We start from the raw sequence: 16991 nt of genomic DNA, 5'->3' as shown, positions 1-16991 counted from the left end.
CTCCGTTTTTAAATTTTGACAGGTAGTTTAACATTACAGAGTGAAACTTCCTACGGAGTAGACGGCAGATGATAAAGAGCCTGAAGCTTAAAGGTTTTAAGTCTTTTGCAGATGAAACGGAGATAAGGTTTACAGACGGTATTAACTGTATTGTTGGGCCAAACGGCTGTGGAAAGAGCAACATCGTTGATGCCCTTAAGTGGGTTGTTGGGGTTACATCTGCCAGGGGAATGAGGGCAGATTCAATAAAGGACGTTGTTTTTAAGGGGGCAGAGGGGAGAAGGCCTGCAAGGAGCGCAGAGGTTTCCGTTGTTGTAGCCTCAGAGGATTTGACCTTTCCTGAAACTGAGATAACAAGGCGGGTTAAGGCAGACGGTGAGAGCGAGTTCTTAATAAACGGAAGGAAGGTGAGGCTCAAGGACATTCAGGAGGTTTTCTTAAAGTTAGGCCTTTCAAACAGGGACTACGCCTTCTTTGAGCAGGGGCAGATTGAGAAAGTTCTCAGGATGAAACCTGCTGAGAGGAGAGCTCTCATAGACGAGGCCGCCGGTATTACTCCTTTTAAGGTAAAAAGGGAGGAGACCTTAAGGCAGTTAGAGGAAGCCCAGCAGAACCTTGAGAACACAAGAAACGTTATTGACGAGGTTGCAAAGAACTTAAGGGCTCTCAAAAACCAGGCTGAAAAGGCCAAACGGTTTAAGGAGCTCCGCTCAAAGGAGAGGGAGCTTGAGCTGAAACTCCTCGGCTACCAGCTGAAAAAGGTTCAGGAGGAGAGGGCAAAGTTAGAGGGAAGCATTAGGGTTTTACAGGAAGATAGGGCCTCTTTAGAGAGGGAGGTCTCCCGCCTTACGGTTGAGATTGAGGAGCTCCGCTCGGAACTTGACCGTTTAAACAGAGAGGTAGAGGATACTGCAAAAGAGCTTGCCGAAGTTGAAAAGAGCAAAAAAGAGGCCTCTGTAAAGAGGGAGTTCCTGACGAAAGAGATAGAGAGGCTGAAGGGAGAGATAGAAGAGCGGGAAAAGGAGAAAGAGTTAAAACTGAAAAGGCTTTCAGCCCTTGCTTCCGAGATAGAGGAGCTGAAAGGGAAAGAGAGGGAGCTCCTCAAGTCCCTCTCTGAGCTTGAGAGAGAAGAGAAGGCTGTAAAAGAAAAGATTGAGGAGTTGAAGAAAAAGAGAGAGAAGCTTGAGGAGAGGGAGCTTTCCCTATCAAGGAAAATCTCCGGAGTTGATGCCCAGATAAACAAGCTCCAGATGGACCTGGCAAGGGAGGAGGAGAGGTTTAAGTCCCAGAGGAACCTCTTAGAGAGAATTCCTGCCGAAATTTCCCAGTTTGAAAAGGAGAAAGGCTACTACACCTCTCAGGTTGAGAGGGTTGAAAGAGAAGTTGAAAAGATAAAGGGCGAAATCGGGAAGTTGGAAGGGGAGCTCTCTTTAAAAAGGGAGGAGCTTTCTGAGGCGAGGGAGAGGTTGGAGGAGGCCGAAGCTGACCTTGAGGAGAAGAGGAGAGAGGCCTTAAAGGTAAAGACCGAAATTGAGAACACAGAGAGGATTCTCTCTTCAATAAACCTTAAGAAAGTTGAGCAGAAGATCGTTGAGAGCGGACAGAAAGGGAAAGTTAAGGGCTATGTAGGTCTTCTTCTGAACCTGATTGAGGTTGAGCCGGGGTGGGAGAAGGTTGTTGAGAATTACCTCTCAACTTTTGGAGCCGGAATTGTTCTGAAAACTCCTGAAGACGTTGTATGGGTTAAGGAGAAGCTGAAAGGAAAGGGAAGGGTAAATCTTCTCTTTACAGATGTTCCAGAGCTCCCTGATAGCCCTGAAATTGACGGAGCTCTCCCTGTAGAAAAATATGTTAAACCCAGAGATTCACGGGTTAAGAATCTGATAAAGGCCGTTTTCCACAGGGTTTACTACGCTCCAGAGGGAGCTCCCTCTCTATCAGCAAAACATCCCGATGCCGTTTTCATTGATGAGGATTTCAACCTCTTCTCGGCAAAGGGCTGCGTTGTTGGTAAGTTCAAAGAGTCTTCACTCTTAGAGCTTGAGAGGGAAGTTCGCCGGAAGAGGGAAAAACTCTCTGAGATTGAGTCTGAAATTGAAGAACTGAAAGAGAAATTAACTCCTTACAGAGAAGAGGTTGAGGCCTTAGAGGAGAGGGTTGAGGAGATAAAGGAGGAGATTCAGAAGAAAAAGATGGCCCTCTTTGAGGCTGAATCAAAACTGAAAGAGCTGAAGAGGAAGCTCTCTGAGGTTGAGGTGAGAAAGGAGGAGCTCCTTGAGAGGGAAAAGAGGGCTAAGGAGAACGTTGAGTCCTTTGAGAGGCGTTCAGGGATACTGAAAAACAAGATAGAGGAGCTTAAAAAGGAGAAAGAGGAGCTCCTTTCAAAACTTACCGGTTTAAAAAGGGAAAAGGAAGAACTTGAGATACTCTACGAAGAGGTGAAGGAGGAGCTCTCTAAGGTTTCCTCTGAGCGTTCGGTTCTCATTGAGAAGCTCTCATCTTTGAGGGAGAAGATAAGGGCAAAGGAGGGAGCTCTCAGGTCTTTAAGGCGTGAGGTTGAGGAGTCTGAAAAAAGGGTTGAGAAGGCAAAGAAAGAGCTTGAAAGGGCAAAGTCTGAGCTTGAGAGGGCTGAGGAGATACTCTCAGGAGTTGACGAGACAATTGAGGATATAACGGAAGAGCTGAAGAACTTAGAGGAAAAGAGAAAGGAACTCTCCTCTCTCATCAAGAACAAAGAGGAGGCCTTGAAGCAGAGGAACGTTCACCTCTCAGAGGTCTCAAAGAAGCTGAAGTCTTCAGAGATTGAGCTTGCCAAACTGACTGTTCAGGAGGAGGAGCTCCTCAAGAAAATCGTTGACGCAGAGGGCTCCGTTTCAGAAGCTCTCCAGCTTGCCGAGTCTGTTGAAGATGAGGAGGAGCTAAAGAGGGAGCTGATAAACCTTAAGGAGAGAATCAGCAGGTTGGGTGCCGTTAACATGCTGGCAATAGAGGAGTATGAGAAGATTAAGGAACGTTACAGCTTCATCTTAGAGCAAGAGAGGGACTTAATTGAGTCAATCAAGAATTTAAAAGAGGCCATAAAGCGTTTAGATGAAGAGATTGAGAAGAGGTTTTACGAGACCTTTAAAGCCGTAAACAGGGAGTTCAAGCGCTCCGTTAAGGCGGTTTTCGGAGGAGGAACAGGGAGACTCATTCTTACGTCTGAAAACCTCTCTGAAGCCGGTTTAGAGATAGAGGTTAAACCACCGGGAAAACGACACTCAAACCTAAATCTCCTCTCTGGAGGAGAGAGAACACTTGTAGCACTTACGTTCCTCTACGCCCTCTACTCCGTAAGGCCAGCTCCTTTCATCGTTTTGGATGAGGTTGACGCCGCCTTAGACGATGCGAACACCGTGAGGTTTACGGAGCTCCTTAAGCAGATGGCTCTAAACACTCAGGTGATAATCATCACACACAACAAACTGACTATGGAAGTTGCCGACGCCATCTTCGGAGTAACTATGGAAACCCCTGGAGTTTCAAAAGTTATCGGCGTTTCGTTTGAAGCTGTAGCTGTTTGATAACTTATTGTTATTGAAAATAACTTGCAATTGCTCTCCGGTGGCACTAATTTAGAGTTAAACCAGCCACCGGAGGGTACCATGGGAAGAAAGAGGAAAAAGCTACCTGTCAGGTTCCTCAACCAGAGGAACGAGAAGTCAAACCCGCTGAGGAACGTCAACTACAGAGAGCTCTTTGAGGAGCTCAACATCAACGAGGTCAAAGAGGAGATAAGAAAAGTCCTCAGGGACTCAAAAGATTGGTGGCCTGCAGACTTTGGCCACTACGGACCTCTCTTCGTTCGCCTTGCCTGGCACAGCGCAGGAACCTACAGGGTTAAAGACGGAAGAAGGGGAGCAAACAGCGGCCTCATAAGGCTCTATCCCATCCTTGACTGGCCCGACAACACAAACCTTGATAAAGCTCTAAGGCTTCTCTGGCCTGTAAAGAGGAAGTTTGGAGAGAAAATCTCCTGGGGAGACCTTGTTATTTTGGCAGGGAACGTTGCTCTTGAGGACATGGGCTTTAAGACTTTAGGTTTTGCAGGCGGAAGGGTTGACACCTTCTACTTTGAGGAGGACGTCTACTACCAGAAAGAGCTTGAGGTTATGGCGGAGGAGAAGAGGCTGAAGGAGGAGAAGCCTGAGGAGCTCCCCGCCGCAGCCTCAACAATGGGGCTCATCTACGTTAACCCTGAAGGGCCTAAGGGAAACCCGGATCCGGTAGAGTCTGCAAAGGAGATAAGGGAGTCTTTCAGGCTGATGGGGATGGACGACGAGGAAACCGTTGCCCTCATAGCCGGAGGCCACTCCTTTGGTAAGTGCCATGGTGCAGGCCCTATCTCCTGTTTGGGAGAGCCGCCGGACGAAGCCCCGGTTGAGGAAGCGGGTTTCGGCTGGAAGAATAACTGCGGAACGGGGAAGGGGCCCGATGCTATAACCAGCGGTTTTGAGCTCACCTGGACCAGAACCCCTGTAAAGTGGAGCCTTGACTTCTTAAGGAACCTCTTTGCCTACGACTACGAGCTGACCAAGAGCCCTGCAGGACTTTACCAGTGGGTTGCAAAAGGAGCTCCTGCGGAAATTCCAGACGCCTTTGACCCAAATAAGAAACATAAACCGATGATGCTCACAACAGACCTTGCCTTAAAGTTTGATCCCGTTTACAGGGAGATTGCCCTCAGGTTCCTTGAAAACCCTGAGGAGTTTGAGAAGGCTTTTGCAAGGGCCTGGTTCAAACTGACACACAGAGATCTGGGGCCCCTTTCAAGGTATATCTGGAAGGAAAAGCCCGAAGAGGTCTTCCCCTGGCAGGATCCGCTCCCTGAGCCTGAGGGTGAGCCAATAAACGACGATGACGTAAAAGTTCTTAAAGAAAAAATCCTTGAAACTGGCGTTCCCCTGAGGGACTACCTCTACGTTGCCTGGTCTGCAGCCTCTTCATACAGGGACTCAGACAAGAGGGGCGGAGTGAACGGCGGAAAGATCTTCCTTGAGCCGATGAAAAGCTGGGAGGTGAATGAACCTAAAACTGTTGAGAGAGTTCTCAAAACCCTTAGGAAGGTTAAGGAGGAGTTTAACTCAGAGAGTGAAAGGAAAGTTTCTCTTTCAGACCTTCTGGTCATTGCTGGAAACCTTGCAGTAGAAGTTGCAGCAAAGAACGCAGGGTTTGACGTTGAAGTTCCATTCTACCCAGGAAGGGTTGACGCAGAGCAGGAGCAGATAGATGTGGAGTTCTACAGAGAACTTGAGCCAAAAGTTGACGGCTTCAGGAACTACCTGCCTCAGGACACTGAGCTCTTTCTCCCGGAGGAGCTTTTCTTAGATAAGGCACAACTCTTAACTCTTACTCCGCCGGAAATGGTCGTCCTGACAGGAGGACTTAGAGTTCTGGGTGGAAACTACGGAAAAAGCCGAGAAGGAGTTCTTACGGATAAGGAGTTTTCACTGACAAACGACTACTTCGTAAACCTCTTAGACCCTGAAGTTAAGTGGAAGGCTGTTGATGATGAGGAGCTCCACTTTATCAGCTTTGACAGGAGAACCGGAGAGCCAAAGTGGAGAGCTACGAGGTTTGACCTGATACTGGCTGCAGATACGGAGCTCCGGGCGGTTTCAGAGGTCTACGCCTTTGAGAGTTCTTTAGAGAGGTTCGTCAGAGACTTCATTTCAGCCTGGAGTAAGGTCGTTAACCTTGACAGGTTTGACCTCTTCTGGAGGTAGGTTTAAACTCTCTCTATGGAGGTTGGCAAATCTCGTTCAACGTTTAAGGAGAACCTTAAGAAGTTTGGACCTGGAATAATTACCGGTGGGGCTGGAGACGACCCTGCCGGTATTCTCACCTATACTGTTGTTGGGGCAACAACCGGTTTTTCACAGCTCTGGCTTCTTCTCCTCTCAACACCCATGATGGCTGCTGTTCAGAACACTGCTGCAAAGGTGGCAACTGTTACCGGAAAGAGCCTTCCAGAAGTTCTCAACGAGCATTTCTCCAGGAAAGCTACCTACTTTATTGTTTTACTTCTCTTTATCGCAAATCTTCTAACAATTGGTGCCGATATAGATGCAATCGCCTCAATTCTTGAAGTTCTTACAGGAATTAACTCGGCCTATTTTCTGGTTCCAATTGTTGCCCTTATCTCCTATTTGGTTCTCTTTAAGAGTTACAGGGTGATAAAGAGGGTTTTAATCGGTTTCTCATCTCTCCTATTTGTTTACGTTGTCTCTGCTGTTTACCTGAAGCCCTCTGTGGGGGAGCTCCTCTACAGCACTCTAATTCCAAGAATTGACTTCAATCTCGCATTTGTCCTTTCAGCTTTAGGACTTTTAGGGACAACTATCTCTCCCTACATGGTTTTCTGGCAGGCATCTGAGGAGAAAGAGGAGCACGCAACGGTCGTTCAGGCAAAGGAGGTTGAGCTGGATACCATTTTAGGTATGGTCTACTCAAACGTTATAGCCTACTCAATCATCGTCTCTTCTGCCCTTACCCTTTACGGTCACAGAGTTGAAACAGTAAGAGACGCAGCCCTTGCACTGAAGCCAGTTGCAGGAGAGTATGCCTTTCTGCTCTTCAGCCTTGGAGTTATCGTTTCTGGCCTTCTTGCAGTTCCGGTTCTTGCAGGTTCCTCTGCCTACGCCGTTGCAGATACCTTTGGCTGGAGAGAGGGGCTTGAGAACAGAGTAAGCGACGCAAAGGGATTCTACTTGGTTTTTCTTGGCTCTCTGCTCCTTGGAGACCTTATAGATCTCTCTCCCGTTACGGCTGTTGAAGCCCTCTTCTACAGTCAGGTCTTTGACGGAGTCCTCCTTCCAGTTATCAGTGCTCTTCTTTTTGTTCTTGGGAACAGCTCTATTCTTGGAGATTACAGAAACAGCCTGGGAACAAACATTCTCCTTGCCCTTACGTTTCTGATTTCTCTCATTTCAACTGTTTACCTTTTCTACTCACTGCTGTAGTCGTATCCCTTTTCAAGGGCTTTAATGTTTGCCTCTGAAAACCTCGGGTTAACTTCTGTTATCGCTTTTTCTATTTCCTCTTTTGTGAACGGGAAGTCTGGAACGGTTTTTAGAGTAACTCCTAACATAAAGACGTTCAGGGATTTGGGGTTTATCTTTCCATCAACGGCTAACTGAGAGGCTGGAGCTTTTACAATGTTAAAGCCGGGGAGCTCCGGGAAATCCCCTTCAATATTCGTAACAACGTAGCCGTTCGGTTTCAGGTAGTAGAGGAACCTTAAAGTTTCTGTTGGGTAGAGGCCTAACAAGAGGTCAGCCTGACCTTCTCCAACAAGGGGAGCCTTGAAGTTTCCAATCTTTATGTAGGAGATAACAGTTCCCCCTTTCTGCGCCATTCCGTGGGTTTCTGTTCCTATAAAGTCAACTCCTCTGTTCATTGCACACCGGGATAAAACCTTTACCAGGAATATCGTTCCCTGACCGCCGACTCCCGTAAGGACTATCTGGTATCTCATCTCTTATCCTCCACAAAGGCGTCAAATGGGCACAGGTCTTCTAAACAGACGCCGCAGCCAACGCAGAAGTATGGGTTTACCTCAACTTTTCCTTCATCGTTCCACTCAAAGGCGGGGCAGCCGAAGTCGTTTATACAGTGGCCGCAGCCTGTGCACTTCTCCTGATCAACCTTTGCAAACTTCCCGGGAAGTTCTGCCTTTTCTTTGTCAAATGTGCAGAACTCGTTGACTACTGCAACAACGGGACCGTTTGCCCTCTCGTAGGTCTCCTTTACTTTTTTAAAGAACTCAACGGTTGTCTTAATTGTCCCGTCGTAGTTAAGGATTAACGGTTTAACTCCGCACCCTTCAACTATTTTTGGAATGCTAACATTTCCAATCCTTTCAGGGGTTGGCTGGAGTCCTGTCATAGCAACTGTGCTGTTGTCCATTATTACCAAGATGAACTTGTGTCTGTTTGCCACTGCATCTATGAGAGGAGGAATTCCTGCATGGAGGAAGGTTGAGTCTCCAATCGTTGCAACTATCGGCTTTTCCGTATCTGCTTTTGAGAAACCGCAGGAGAGACCTGCAGACGCTCCCATACATAGGACTGTATCAACGGCCTTCTGGTTAAGTCCTAAAGTGTAACAGCCGATATCTGACGGATAAATTGCCCTGTTCTTGAAAACCCTTTTTATTCCGTAGAAAACCGTTCTGTGAGGACATCCCGGACAGAGGGCTGGAACCCTCGGAGGAACTTCTCCCTCGTAGCTCTTTCCAACGTATATGTTCTCCTTGAGAGCTCCCACCTTCTTTAGTGCCTCTGCAACCCTTGAGTGGGTAGCCTCGTCTATTCTGTAAACGTCTCCCGTTAGCTTTCCTCTGACGTTTCCGGCGTGTCTTATCTGCTCCTCAATCAGCGGGTAGGTCTCCTCAAGGACTAAAACGGTTCTGTATTTCCTGAGGTGTGGAACCATCTTTTCCGCTGGCAGTGGAGTTGGCATGTCAACCTTAACAACGTCTGCCTTCAGTCCTGTATCTTCCAGAACTTCCTGTGCGTAGCCGTAGAGGGTTCCTGAGGTGATGAGGAGGAGTTCCCCACCTTCCAAGCTCTCAAACTGCTCTTTTAAGAACTCATCCCAGTTGAACTGTGCAATTCTCTCAAGTTTTTCTAAGAGCTCGTATCCCTGCTTCAGCCTCGGATTCCTGGGAACTGCAGCCCACCTCTCAATGTTCCTCTCAAAACTCCCTTTCCTTCCCTTAAACTCAAACACAGGTATGTCAACTATCTGCCTCCCGTGGCAGACTCTTAAAACAGGTCTTAACAGAACGGGAATCTCAAACTTCTCAGAGATGTTTACTCCTAAAACGGCAAGCCTGAATGCGTCTTTCGGGTCGGACGGATCTAAGGCAGGAATCCGTGCAAACTTTGCAAAATAGCGGGAGTCCTGCTCCGTCTGTGAGCTGTAAAAGCCCGGGTCGTCTGCAGAGATTATCAGGAATCCCCCTTTGTTCCCTATGTATGCAGCGCTCATCATGGCGTCTGAGGCCACGTTAAGGCCAACCATCTTCATTGCGCAGGCGGTTCTCTTTCCGGTAATTGCCCCTGCGTAGGCCGTTTCAAAGGCAACCTTCTCGTTTGTTGACCACTCCGCGTACGCCGGCAGGTTTTTCTCCTTAACGATTTTTTGATAGGTCTCAAGTATCTCGGAGCTGGGAGTTCCCGGGTATGCTGCCATCATATCAACGCCGGCGTATAAAAGCCCCCAGGCTATCGCTTCATTTCCAAGGAGTGTCCTCTTCATTTCTATCTCCAGAGGTGGAAATTAAGAAGATTTTATATGATGAATCTTAAAACGGTGTAAACGTTAGAGCTCCCCCTTGGTTGACGGAACTCCCTTTACCCTCGGGTCAACTTCTACCGCCATTCTGAGGGCTCTGGCAACGCACTTAAACGTTCCCTCTGCCATGTGGTGGAGGTTCTTACCGTAGTGACAGTTTATGTGGAGGTTGCACCTTAAGGAGTTTGCAAAGGACTTCCAGAACTCCCTGAAGAGGTCAAACTCAATTCCCATTAAGCTCGTAAATTCCGGAAAACCGTTATAGACAAAGTAAGGCCTATCGGAGAGGTCTATGGCGGCAGAGATAAGTGTCTCGTCCATCGGTAGAGTAAAGAAGCCGTATCGGTTTATTCCTTTCTTATCCCTTAGAGCTCTCCTTATTGCCTCTCCTAAAACGATTCCTACGTCCTCAATCAGGTGGTGGTGGTCAACTTCGGTGTCTCCCGTTGCAACAACTTTCAGGTCTATGAATGAGTGTTTTGAAAAGAGCTCCAACATGTGGGAGAGAAATGGGATGTCTGTTTTAACTGAGTAAGAGCCTGTTCCGTCAAGGTTCAGGCTGATGTAAACGTTTGTTTCCTTAGTTTCCCTGCTTACCTCTGCCTCTCTCATAACTCACTCCTTAAACCCAGCCGGGTAGGAACCTAAGATTTTGAAGAAGCTGCAGCCCTTCTCAAGTTCCGATAGGGCTTTTGCAACCCGCTCTTCCTTCCTATGTCCTTCAATATCAACGAAAAAGACGTATTCCCAGGGCTTTTTCTTCGTTGGGCGGGATTCTATTTTAGAGAGGTTCACGTCGTAAACTGCAAAAGGTTGGAGGGCTTTAAAGAGAGCTCCCGCCTCGTGCCGTGTGCTGAACATGATTGATGTCTTGTCCCTTCCAGATGGGAACTCTGAGTCCGATTTTCCGATTATCAGGAAACGGGTGAAATTTTTGGAGAGCTCCTGAATGTTCTTCGCAAGTATGTTCAGGTCGTAGAGGAGTGCGGCAGCCTCGCTTGCAATTGCGGCGGCTCCCAGCTCCCTGCTTGCTATCTCTGCAGCTTTTGCAGTGCTTGAAACCTCCTCTACCTCAACGTTTGGCAGGTTCTCCGAGAGCCACTTCCTTGCCTGGGCTATTGCATGCCTGTGGGAGTAGACCTTTTTAATAGCAGAGAGCTCCCCTTCTTTGCTCATAAGGTGTAGGTTAACGGGAACGAAGACCTCCCCGCTGATTTTAAGGTCTGTGTCTAAGAACATGTCTATCGTGTAGTTGACGATTCCCTCAATTGAGTTCTCTATCGGGACGACTCCGTAGTCAACCCGCCCCTTCTCAACTTCGTCAAAGACCTCGTCTATTGAGTCTTTAGCCCTTAAATCCGATGAGGTTCCAAAGTGTTTAAGTGCGGCCAAGTGTGTAAAGGTTGCCTGCGGCCCAAGGAAAGCTACTTTTGTGGGTTCTTCTAAAGCTCTGCATGCTGAAATTATCTCCCTGAAAATTGCCCTTATACTCTCAGGAGGAAGCGGTCCCTGGTTGAGCTCCTCAAGTTTTGCAAGGATCTTTGCTTCCCTTCCGGGAACGTAAAAGGGAAGCCCCTTCTTCCTCTTTATCTCCCCAACTTTCTGGGCCAATTTCGCCCGGCGGTTTAAAAGTGTGAGGAGTTCCCTATCTATCCTGTCTATCTCCTCTCTCAGTTCCGAAAGGCTCTTCATTTCCAACCTCTAACGTGCACGAGTCTTCGCACTCGTTTCTCTTTAAGATTCTGATTAGAATGTAGACTGAAACGGCTAAAAGAATCAAAACGTAAACGGCCATAACAACTCCTGAATTTTCAAATTATACTTTACAGCCTCTTTCTGCTGTTATGATGCATAAATTCATAACAGGTGGCCAATTTTGATACGCTCCTTTGGAGATAGAGAGACCAGAGAGCTTTTTAAAACAGGCCGGTGCAGGAAACTACCGCCGGATATCTGGAGGAGAGCTCTCAGGAAACTTGAAATGGTTGATAAAGCTGAGTCCTTAAGCGACTTAAAGGTTCCTCCGGGAAACCGTCTTGAGCCCCTTAAAGGAGACAGGGCAGGTTACTACAGCATAAGGATTAACGACCAGTGGAGGATTACCTTTAAGTTTGAAGATGGCGATGCCTTTGAAGTAAAAGTGGAAGACTACCACGGCTAACCGTTTAGGAGAGTATTATGGCTAAGACTTATCCTTACGTTCCTCTGTTTGAAAGGGAAGTTCCTCCCGTCCATCCGGGGGAGATACTTCTTGAGGAGTTTTTAAAACCGATGAACCTTACCCAGTCTGAGCTTGCAAGGAGATTGGGAGTCAACTTCAGAACAGTCCACGACATAGTTAACTGTAAGAGAGGCATATCTCCTGAAATGGCTATAAAGCTCTCTGAGTTCTTTGGAACAACTCCCCAGTTCTGGCTGAACCTTCAGAGGGATTACGACCTCTGGCGTGCCTACAGGAAGCTGAGAAAGGGAGAGAGCTCCCTCAAACCGTAGGAGTGTTCTTATATTAGAACCCTGCAAAATCCTTCAGGGAGGTTGTAATGCCCATCTACGAGTTTAAGTGCTCTGAGTGTGGAGAGGAGTTTGAGAAGTTTGTCATATCTGCCTCTCAGGTAAATCAGGTAAAGTGTCCTAAGTGTGGAAGCGATAAGGTTGTTAAGAAGATTTCAGCCTGTGCAATCGGTGGAAGCGACTCGTCAGGTTCTTCAGGTGGTTCCTGCACGGCCTTTGGCTGAGGTATCTAACGGCGGGAGTTTCCCGCCAATTCACAAAACTTAAGGAGGCAGACCTTGTTCAAGCCGGAAGACAAAATCTGCTACTGCTTCAACCATACCTATCAGGATATTAAAGAAGACTTCTTAAAACATGGCCGCTCAACAATTCTGAGCTCCATTTTAAAGGCAAAAAAAGAGGGAACCTGTAAGTGTGAGATCTACCACCCTGAGAAGAGGTGATGTTTGGGAGACCTCCAGCGTGCTCTGGAGCAGGTAATTAAGGAGACAAAAGGTTAATCTCCCTTCCGCAGACAACAACCTTTCCAATTTCGTTTATAACCATGTTGGGGGTCAGCTCAACCCCCGTTTCTTCTTTTAGGGCAACGGCTATCCCTGTTGCTATTTCAAACAGGAGGGTGTTGTTGTCAAGCTGGCTGAACTTTTCACAGCTTTCCTCATCAACTTCCCACCCTGCAATCAGGTTGTTTCCCTTGTCGTAGATTTCAACTCTCACCTTTTCTCTCCTTCTCTATTCTCTCAAGGATTTCAAGTTCCTCTTCTGTTAGTTTCCCTTCTCTTTTAAGTTTCTCAAGGAGCTCCGGTTTTCTCTCTAACGTTTTCCTTAGGCTCTGTTCCTTCCTCCAGAGCTCTATCCTCTTATGGTGGCCAGAGAGTAGGACTTCAGGAACTTTCATCCCTCTGAACTCTGCAGGCCTTGTGTAGTTTGGGTAGCCAAGAAGCCCCCTGTCCATAAATGAGTCTACCCGCAAACTCTCCTCGTTCCCAAGGACTCCTGGAATGAGCCTTATCACTGCATCCATTATGACCATTGCAGGGAGCTCCCCTCCAGTAAGAACGTAATCTCCTATAGAGACCTCCCTGTCAACTAGTGCCTTTACCCTCTCGTCAACTCCTTCATATCGGCCGCAGATTATCATAAGGCGGTTTTTCTTAGAGAGCTCCACAGCCATCTCCTGATTAAACCGCTCACCCCAGGGCTCTGTCAGAATTACAAAGGGCTTCTCCCCTTCTGATGTTAGGTGGTCGTAAGCTCTAAAAATTGGTTCTGGCTTTAGAACCATTCCCGGCCCGCCGCCGTAAGGGACGTCGTCAACAACCCTGTGCTTATCTGTAGCAAAGTCCCTTATGTTAACAACGTTTACCTCTACCTTCCCCGAAGAAACGGCCTTTCCGATTATTCCTTCCCTTAAGAAACATTCAAAGAGGCCGGGAAGAACGGTGAGAACGTCTATCCTCAATTACTCCTCCATCCCCTCAATGAGGGAGACGACTATCTTACCTTCTTTAAGGTCAACTTCCTTTACAAACTGGTCAATAAAAGGAATGAGGATTGTTTTCCCTTTGGGAGTTTTAACTTCTAAAATGTGGCTCGCAGGCTGTTCAAAGATAGACTTTACGGTTCCAACCTCCCTTCCGCTCTCGTCAAGAACTTTAAGTCCGATGAGCTGGTGGTAGTAGAACTCCCCCTCCTCTAAGGGAACCTGCTCCTCTTTCTTTATGTAGATTTCCCCGCCCATCCGCTCTTCGGCGGAGCTCCTGTCCTCAATTCCCTTGAACTTTATAAGGTATATGTCTTTGTAGGGTCTGATATCTTCAATCTCAAGCCTTTCGTGTTTTGTTCCCCTGTAGAGGGAGATTTCAGGCGTCGCCTCAATCTGCCTCTCAAAGATGTCCGATTCAGACTTTACCTTCACCTCTCCCTTTATTCCGTGAACTCCAACAACTTTTCCTATTAAAACCTCGTTGCTGTGGTCAAAGGCTCTCCTCTTTCTCCTTTCCAGAATCTCCTTAACGCTCCTTTTCTTCCTCATCTCTCCCTCTCAAGCCACTCTTTCAAAATCAGGGCAGCTGCAACGTCATCTACGATTTCTCTTTCTTTCCCTAAAGACCTAATGAGCTCCTTAGCCTCAAGGGTTGAGTAGGACTCATCTACAAAGTGAAATTTAACTTCTACCCCTTCATCTTCAAGGAACTTCTTAAACTTCTCTGCAAACTTCTCTATCTTTTCTCCAATCTTTGTCCTTTTCCCTTCACTGTTTACTGGAATGCCGACAACTACGTCTGAAACAGATTTCTCCCTGATTATTGAGAGGAGCTCTCCAAAGGTCTCCCTGTTGCTTTTCCTCTCAATTACTCTGTATGGAGAGGCCGTGAGCCTTAAAGGGTCTGAGAGGGCAACTCCAATCCTCTTAAATCCAACATCTAAAGCCATTACCCTTCTCATGAATTTCCTCTCTCTTTCCGTCAGGCCTTCCTCTATCGCCTTTTCTTCAAGTTTTGATATTTCACTGTAAGGTTTGTCCTTTATGGCGTATTTGTGGAAAACTCCTGCAAGTTTTGAAATACTCTGTTCCATCTTTACCCCTTAGAGGTTGCAACGACAACTTTAACCTTTTCTCCGTCTTCAAGGAGCTCATCGTCGCAGAGGAGTTCCCCCTCTTTCACAACAACGGCCGTTTCGGGAAATATCCCCATAGACTCCAAGAGTCTATCTACTCTGATTCTTTTCCCTTTAAACTCAACTTCCCTTTCCTTCCCGTCAATAAGGACTACAATTTTTCCCAAAGTTTCCTCCGGAGGCCGTTTTGAAAGTCTACCTTGACGACTGGAGAGATCCGCCGTCTGAAGATTATATCGTTGTAAGAACCGTTAACGACCTGAAAGATCTTGTTAGAAAGCACGGGAAAGAGATAGAGGTTTTAGACCTTGACAACTACATGGAGGAGTTTGCTCCCTTTGGTGGAAACGGGATAGACTTTATAAAGTGGTTGGAAGAGGCCGTTTTTACAGGAGAGGTAGAGCTCAACCCTGATGTTAAAATAGTTTCCCACTCGTCAGACCCCTACATGAAGCGGCTCATTGAGGAGATTGGAAGAGGAATAAAAGCCTATTTGAGGAGTAAGAGATGAAGCTGAGCAGAGAGGAAGTTCTCCACATAGCAAAGCTTGCAAGGATAGAGCTCCGAGAAGAGGAGATTGAGAAGTTCAGAGAGCAGCTCTCAGAAATTCTGAACTTCGTTGAGAAGTTAAACGAGCTTGATACTGAGGGAATTGATCCCAAGTTCTCCGTTGTTCCACCTGAGAACGTTTTGAGGGAAGACATCCCCGGGCTCAGCCTTCCCAGGGAGAAGACCTTTATGAACGCCCCTGAAACCGACGGAGAGTTCTTCATCGTTCCAAAAGTGGTTAAGAAGTAGGAGGAGGAGATGGAACTGGTTAATAAGAGCTTGAGGGAGCTCCACACCCTCATAAAGAGAAAAGAGCTGAAACCCTCTGAACTTGTAGAGGCCGTTTTAAAGAGGATAGAGGAGACTGAAAGTAAGCTCAACGCCTACATAACGGTTACGGATGAAAAGGCAAGGAGAAAGGCAAAGATTGCAGATGAGGAGCTCACAAAACTCTCTGAGGATGAAATTCCGGAGCTCTTTGGAATCCCTCTCTCAATTAAGGACAACATAAACGTTGAAAATGTAAGGATGACCTGTGCATCTAAAATCCTTGAAAACTTTGTCTCCCCCTACGACGCAACAGTTATAAAGAGGCTCAGGGAGAAAGGAGCCATCTTTGTCGGGAAGAACAACTTAGACGAGTTCGCAATGGGCTCATCAACGGAAACTTCCTACTTCGGCCCAACCAAGAACCCGTGGGACTTAGAGAGGGTTCCCGGAGGCTCCTCTGGAGGTTCGGCAGCAGCTGTTTCTGCCCGTTCAGCCCTTGCATCTTTAGGCTCAGATACCGGCGGTTCAATCCGCCAGCCTGCGGCGTTCTGCGGTGTTGTTGGGCTTAAACCTACATACGGCAGAGTCTCAAGGTACGGCTTAACGGCCTTTGCCTCCTCTTTAGACCAGATTGGCCCCATAACGAAAACTGTAGAAGATGCTGCCTACCTTTTAAATGTTATCTCAGGCCAGGACTCAAAAGACGCAACCAGCGCAAAGATTCCGGTTCCGAACTTCTTAGAAGCTCTCAACGGAGAGGTTAAAGGGTTAAAGGCCGGCCTTCCAAAGGAGTATTTCGTTGAGGGAGTTGACCCGGAAGTTAAGGAAAACGTTTTAAAGGTTGCGGAGCTCCTTGAGAAAAACGGCGTCTCCGTTGAGGAGGTTTCACTTCCAAACACGAAATACGCCGTTGAGACCTACTACATCATAGCTCCAGCAGAGGCCTCATCAAACCTTGGCCGTTACGACGGAGTCCGCTACACCTACAGGGCTGAAAACTATAGAGACCTGATTGACATGTACTGCAAAACAAGGGCTGAGGGCTTTGGAGACGAGGTTAAAAGGCGTATCATGATTGGAACCTACACGTTAAGCGCCGGCTACTACGACGCCTACTACCTGAAAGCCCAGAAAGTCAGGACTCTTATCTATCAAGGATTCCAGAACGCCTTTGAGAAAGTTGACTTCCTCATCACTCCCGTTACACCTGAAACGGCCTTTAAGATTGGAGAGAAGACAGACGACCCGATAAAGATGTATCTCTCAGACATCTTCACAATTGCCGTTAACCTTGCAGGTCTTCCGGGAATCTCTGTCCCTTGCGGCTTTGACAGCAAAGGCCTTCCCGTTGGCGTTCAGTTTATTGGAAGAGCCTTTGATGAGGAGACAATCCTGAAAGTTGCAGACTTTGTTGAAAAAGAGCTGAAACTCAATACTGTGCCGGAGCTCTAAGCTCCGGCCTTTACTATGAACTCCCGGAGCATTTTCTTTATTTCCCTTTTAATCTCACTTTTAGTAAACGGAGCCGTTTTTGGTTTTTTCATCCACTTCAACCTCTCAAAACCCAAGGAAACCTCAACTATAAACATCTCTTTTGAATCAAGTTCATCACATAAACCCATTAAATCACTAAAACCAGTAGAGAGAACCTCTCTTCATAAGAGAGTAGAGGAAAAAAAGCAATTAAAAATAGAAAAACA

At 47.1% G+C, this 16991-nt stretch carries 21 protein-coding genes; 10 read left to right on the top strand and 11 right to left on the bottom strand.

Features of this window, described 5'->3' with window-relative positions:
- Nucleotides 1-68 precede the first annotated feature (68 nt).
- The 3 genes from smc (at nucleotide 69) to F8H35_RS06635 (ending at nucleotide 7001) form a co-directional block, all read left to right on the top strand.
- On the top strand, nucleotides 69-3563 hold the full coding sequence (gene smc / locus F8H35_RS06645) for a chromosome segregation protein SMC (RefSeq protein ID WP_472572760.1): 3495 nt from the start codon (nucleotides 69-71) through the stop codon (nucleotides 3561-3563).
- 81 nt (nucleotides 3564-3644) lie between these two features.
- A complete protein-coding gene (gene katG / locus F8H35_RS06640) occupies nucleotides 3645-5765 on the top strand; it encodes a catalase/peroxidase HPI (RefSeq protein ID WP_472572759.1) in 2121 nt (706 codons plus the stop codon).
- Between the two features lie 15 nt (nucleotides 5766-5780).
- Entirely contained in the window at nucleotides 5781-7001 is a 1221-nt protein-coding gene (locus F8H35_RS06635; RefSeq protein ID WP_472572758.1) for an Nramp family divalent metal transporter, read from the top strand.
- Here the strand turns inward: F8H35_RS06635 and F8H35_RS06630 are convergent.
- From F8H35_RS06630 to F8H35_RS06610, 5 genes are all read right to left on the bottom strand, one after another.
- The gene (locus F8H35_RS06630) at nucleotides 6986-7516 is read right to left on the bottom strand and encodes a 2-oxoacid:acceptor oxidoreductase family protein (protein WP_472572757.1); all 531 of its coding nucleotides are present in this window, start codon (nucleotides 7514-7516) and stop codon (nucleotides 6986-6988) included. The genes F8H35_RS06635 and F8H35_RS06630 overlap by 16 nt on opposite strands.
- Nucleotides 7513-9303 (bottom strand): thiamine pyrophosphate-dependent enzyme, encoded by a 1791-nt coding sequence (locus F8H35_RS06625; RefSeq protein WP_472572756.1) that lies wholly within the window; start codon nucleotides 9301-9303, stop codon nucleotides 7513-7515. Before F8H35_RS06625 ends, F8H35_RS06630 begins: the two co-directional genes overlap by 4 nt.
- A 63-nt stretch (nucleotides 9304-9366) precedes the next feature.
- A complete protein-coding gene (hisB, locus tag F8H35_RS06620) occupies nucleotides 9367-9951 on the bottom strand; it encodes an imidazoleglycerol-phosphate dehydratase HisB (RefSeq protein WP_472572755.1) in 585 nt (194 codons plus the stop codon).
- Between the two features lie 3 nt (nucleotides 9952-9954).
- Nucleotides 9955-11031: a prephenate dehydratase gene (gene pheA, locus F8H35_RS06615; protein ID WP_472572754.1), complete on the bottom strand. Its 1077-nt coding sequence runs from the start codon at nucleotides 11029-11031 to the stop codon at nucleotides 9955-9957.
- Nucleotides 10985-11134 carry a hypothetical protein gene (locus tag F8H35_RS06610; protein ID WP_472572753.1) on the bottom strand — a complete coding sequence of 50 codons (150 nt, stop codon included), beginning with the start codon at nucleotides 11132-11134 and terminating at the stop codon, nucleotides 10985-10987. Before F8H35_RS06610 ends, pheA begins: the two co-directional genes overlap by 47 nt.
- Before the next feature lie 81 nt (nucleotides 11135-11215).
- On the opposite strand from F8H35_RS06610, the gene F8H35_RS06605 reads away from it, so the two are divergent.
- The 4 genes from F8H35_RS06605 to F8H35_RS06590 are packed head-to-tail and all read left to right on the top strand — an operon-like array spanning nucleotide 11216 to nucleotide 12293.
- Nucleotides 11216-11500: a type II toxin-antitoxin system RelE/ParE family toxin gene (locus tag F8H35_RS06605; RefSeq protein WP_472572752.1), complete on the top strand. Its 285-nt coding sequence runs from the start codon at nucleotides 11216-11218 to the stop codon at nucleotides 11498-11500.
- A 17-nt stretch (nucleotides 11501-11517) separates the two neighbouring features.
- The gene (locus tag F8H35_RS06600; RefSeq protein WP_472572751.1) at nucleotides 11518-11832 is read left to right on the top strand and encodes a HigA family addiction module antitoxin; all 315 of its coding nucleotides are present in this window, start codon (nucleotides 11518-11520) and stop codon (nucleotides 11830-11832) included.
- Between the two features lie 47 nt (nucleotides 11833-11879).
- Nucleotides 11880-12074 (top strand): FmdB family zinc ribbon protein, encoded by a 195-nt coding sequence (locus F8H35_RS06595; protein WP_472572750.1) that lies wholly within the window; start codon nucleotides 11880-11882, stop codon nucleotides 12072-12074.
- Between the two features lie 54 nt (nucleotides 12075-12128).
- Nucleotides 12129-12293 carry a bacterioferritin-associated ferredoxin gene (locus tag F8H35_RS06590; RefSeq protein ID WP_472572749.1) on the top strand — a complete coding sequence of 55 codons (165 nt, stop codon included), beginning with the start codon at nucleotides 12129-12131 and terminating at the stop codon, nucleotides 12291-12293.
- A gap of 37 nt (nucleotides 12294-12330) precedes the next feature.
- Here F8H35_RS06590 and F8H35_RS06585 read toward each other — a convergent pair whose 3' ends face one another.
- From F8H35_RS06585 to F8H35_RS06565, 5 genes are read right to left on the bottom strand one after another with little or no spacing between them, the layout of a single operon-like run.
- The gene (locus tag F8H35_RS06585; protein WP_472572748.1) at nucleotides 12331-12567 is read right to left on the bottom strand and encodes a hypothetical protein; all 237 of its coding nucleotides are present in this window, start codon (nucleotides 12565-12567) and stop codon (nucleotides 12331-12333) included.
- Complete coding sequence (gene trmD / locus F8H35_RS06580) at nucleotides 12557-13312, bottom strand: tRNA (guanosine(37)-N1)-methyltransferase TrmD (RefSeq protein WP_472572747.1); 756 nt, start codon at nucleotides 13310-13312, stop codon at nucleotides 12557-12559. The genes F8H35_RS06585 and trmD overlap by 11 nt, the downstream gene beginning before the upstream one ends.
- Entirely contained in the window at nucleotides 13313-13885 is a 573-nt protein-coding gene (gene rimM, locus F8H35_RS06575; RefSeq protein WP_472572746.1) for a ribosome maturation factor RimM, read from the bottom strand.
- On the bottom strand, nucleotides 13882-14430 hold the full coding sequence (gene ruvX / locus F8H35_RS06570) for a Holliday junction resolvase RuvX (RefSeq protein ID WP_472572745.1): 549 nt from the start codon (nucleotides 14428-14430) through the stop codon (nucleotides 13882-13884). Before ruvX ends, rimM begins: the two co-directional genes overlap by 4 nt.
- A 2-nt stretch (nucleotides 14431-14432) precedes the next feature.
- A complete protein-coding gene (locus tag F8H35_RS06565) occupies nucleotides 14433-14639 on the bottom strand; it encodes a ubiquitin family protein (protein ID WP_472572744.1) in 207 nt (68 codons plus the stop codon).
- Between the two features lie 20 nt (nucleotides 14640-14659).
- On the opposite strand from F8H35_RS06565, the gene F8H35_RS06560 reads away from it, so the two are divergent.
- From F8H35_RS06560 to gatA, 3 genes are read left to right on the top strand one after another with little or no spacing between them, the layout of a single operon-like run.
- Nucleotides 14660-14983: a cyclic-phosphate processing receiver domain-containing protein gene (locus F8H35_RS06560; protein WP_472572743.1), complete on the top strand. Its 324-nt coding sequence runs from the start codon at nucleotides 14660-14662 to the stop codon at nucleotides 14981-14983.
- The gene (gatC, locus tag F8H35_RS06555) at nucleotides 14980-15270 is read left to right on the top strand and encodes an Asp-tRNA(Asn)/Glu-tRNA(Gln) amidotransferase subunit GatC (RefSeq protein WP_472572742.1); all 291 of its coding nucleotides are present in this window, start codon (nucleotides 14980-14982) and stop codon (nucleotides 15268-15270) included. The genes F8H35_RS06560 and gatC overlap by 4 nt, the downstream gene beginning before the upstream one ends.
- Before the next feature lie 9 nt (nucleotides 15271-15279).
- Nucleotides 15280-16743: an Asp-tRNA(Asn)/Glu-tRNA(Gln) amidotransferase subunit GatA gene (gene gatA / locus F8H35_RS06550; RefSeq protein ID WP_472572741.1), complete on the top strand. Its 1464-nt coding sequence runs from the start codon at nucleotides 15280-15282 to the stop codon at nucleotides 16741-16743.
- Here the strand turns inward: gatA and F8H35_RS06545 are convergent.
- Nucleotides 16740-16913, bottom strand: coding sequence for a hypothetical protein (locus F8H35_RS06545; RefSeq protein ID WP_472572740.1), 174 nt, complete (start codon nucleotides 16911-16913; stop codon nucleotides 16740-16742). The genes gatA and F8H35_RS06545 overlap by 4 nt on opposite strands.
- Between the last annotated feature and the right edge of the window lie 78 nt (nucleotides 16914-16991).

This window comes from Thermovibrio sp. (assembly GCA_015488335.1).
In the GTDB taxonomy this organism is placed as follows: domain Bacteria; phylum Aquificota; class Aquificia; order Desulfurobacteriales; family Desulfurobacteriaceae; genus Balnearium.
This window is presented reverse-complemented; position numbering and strand designations above follow the sequence as displayed.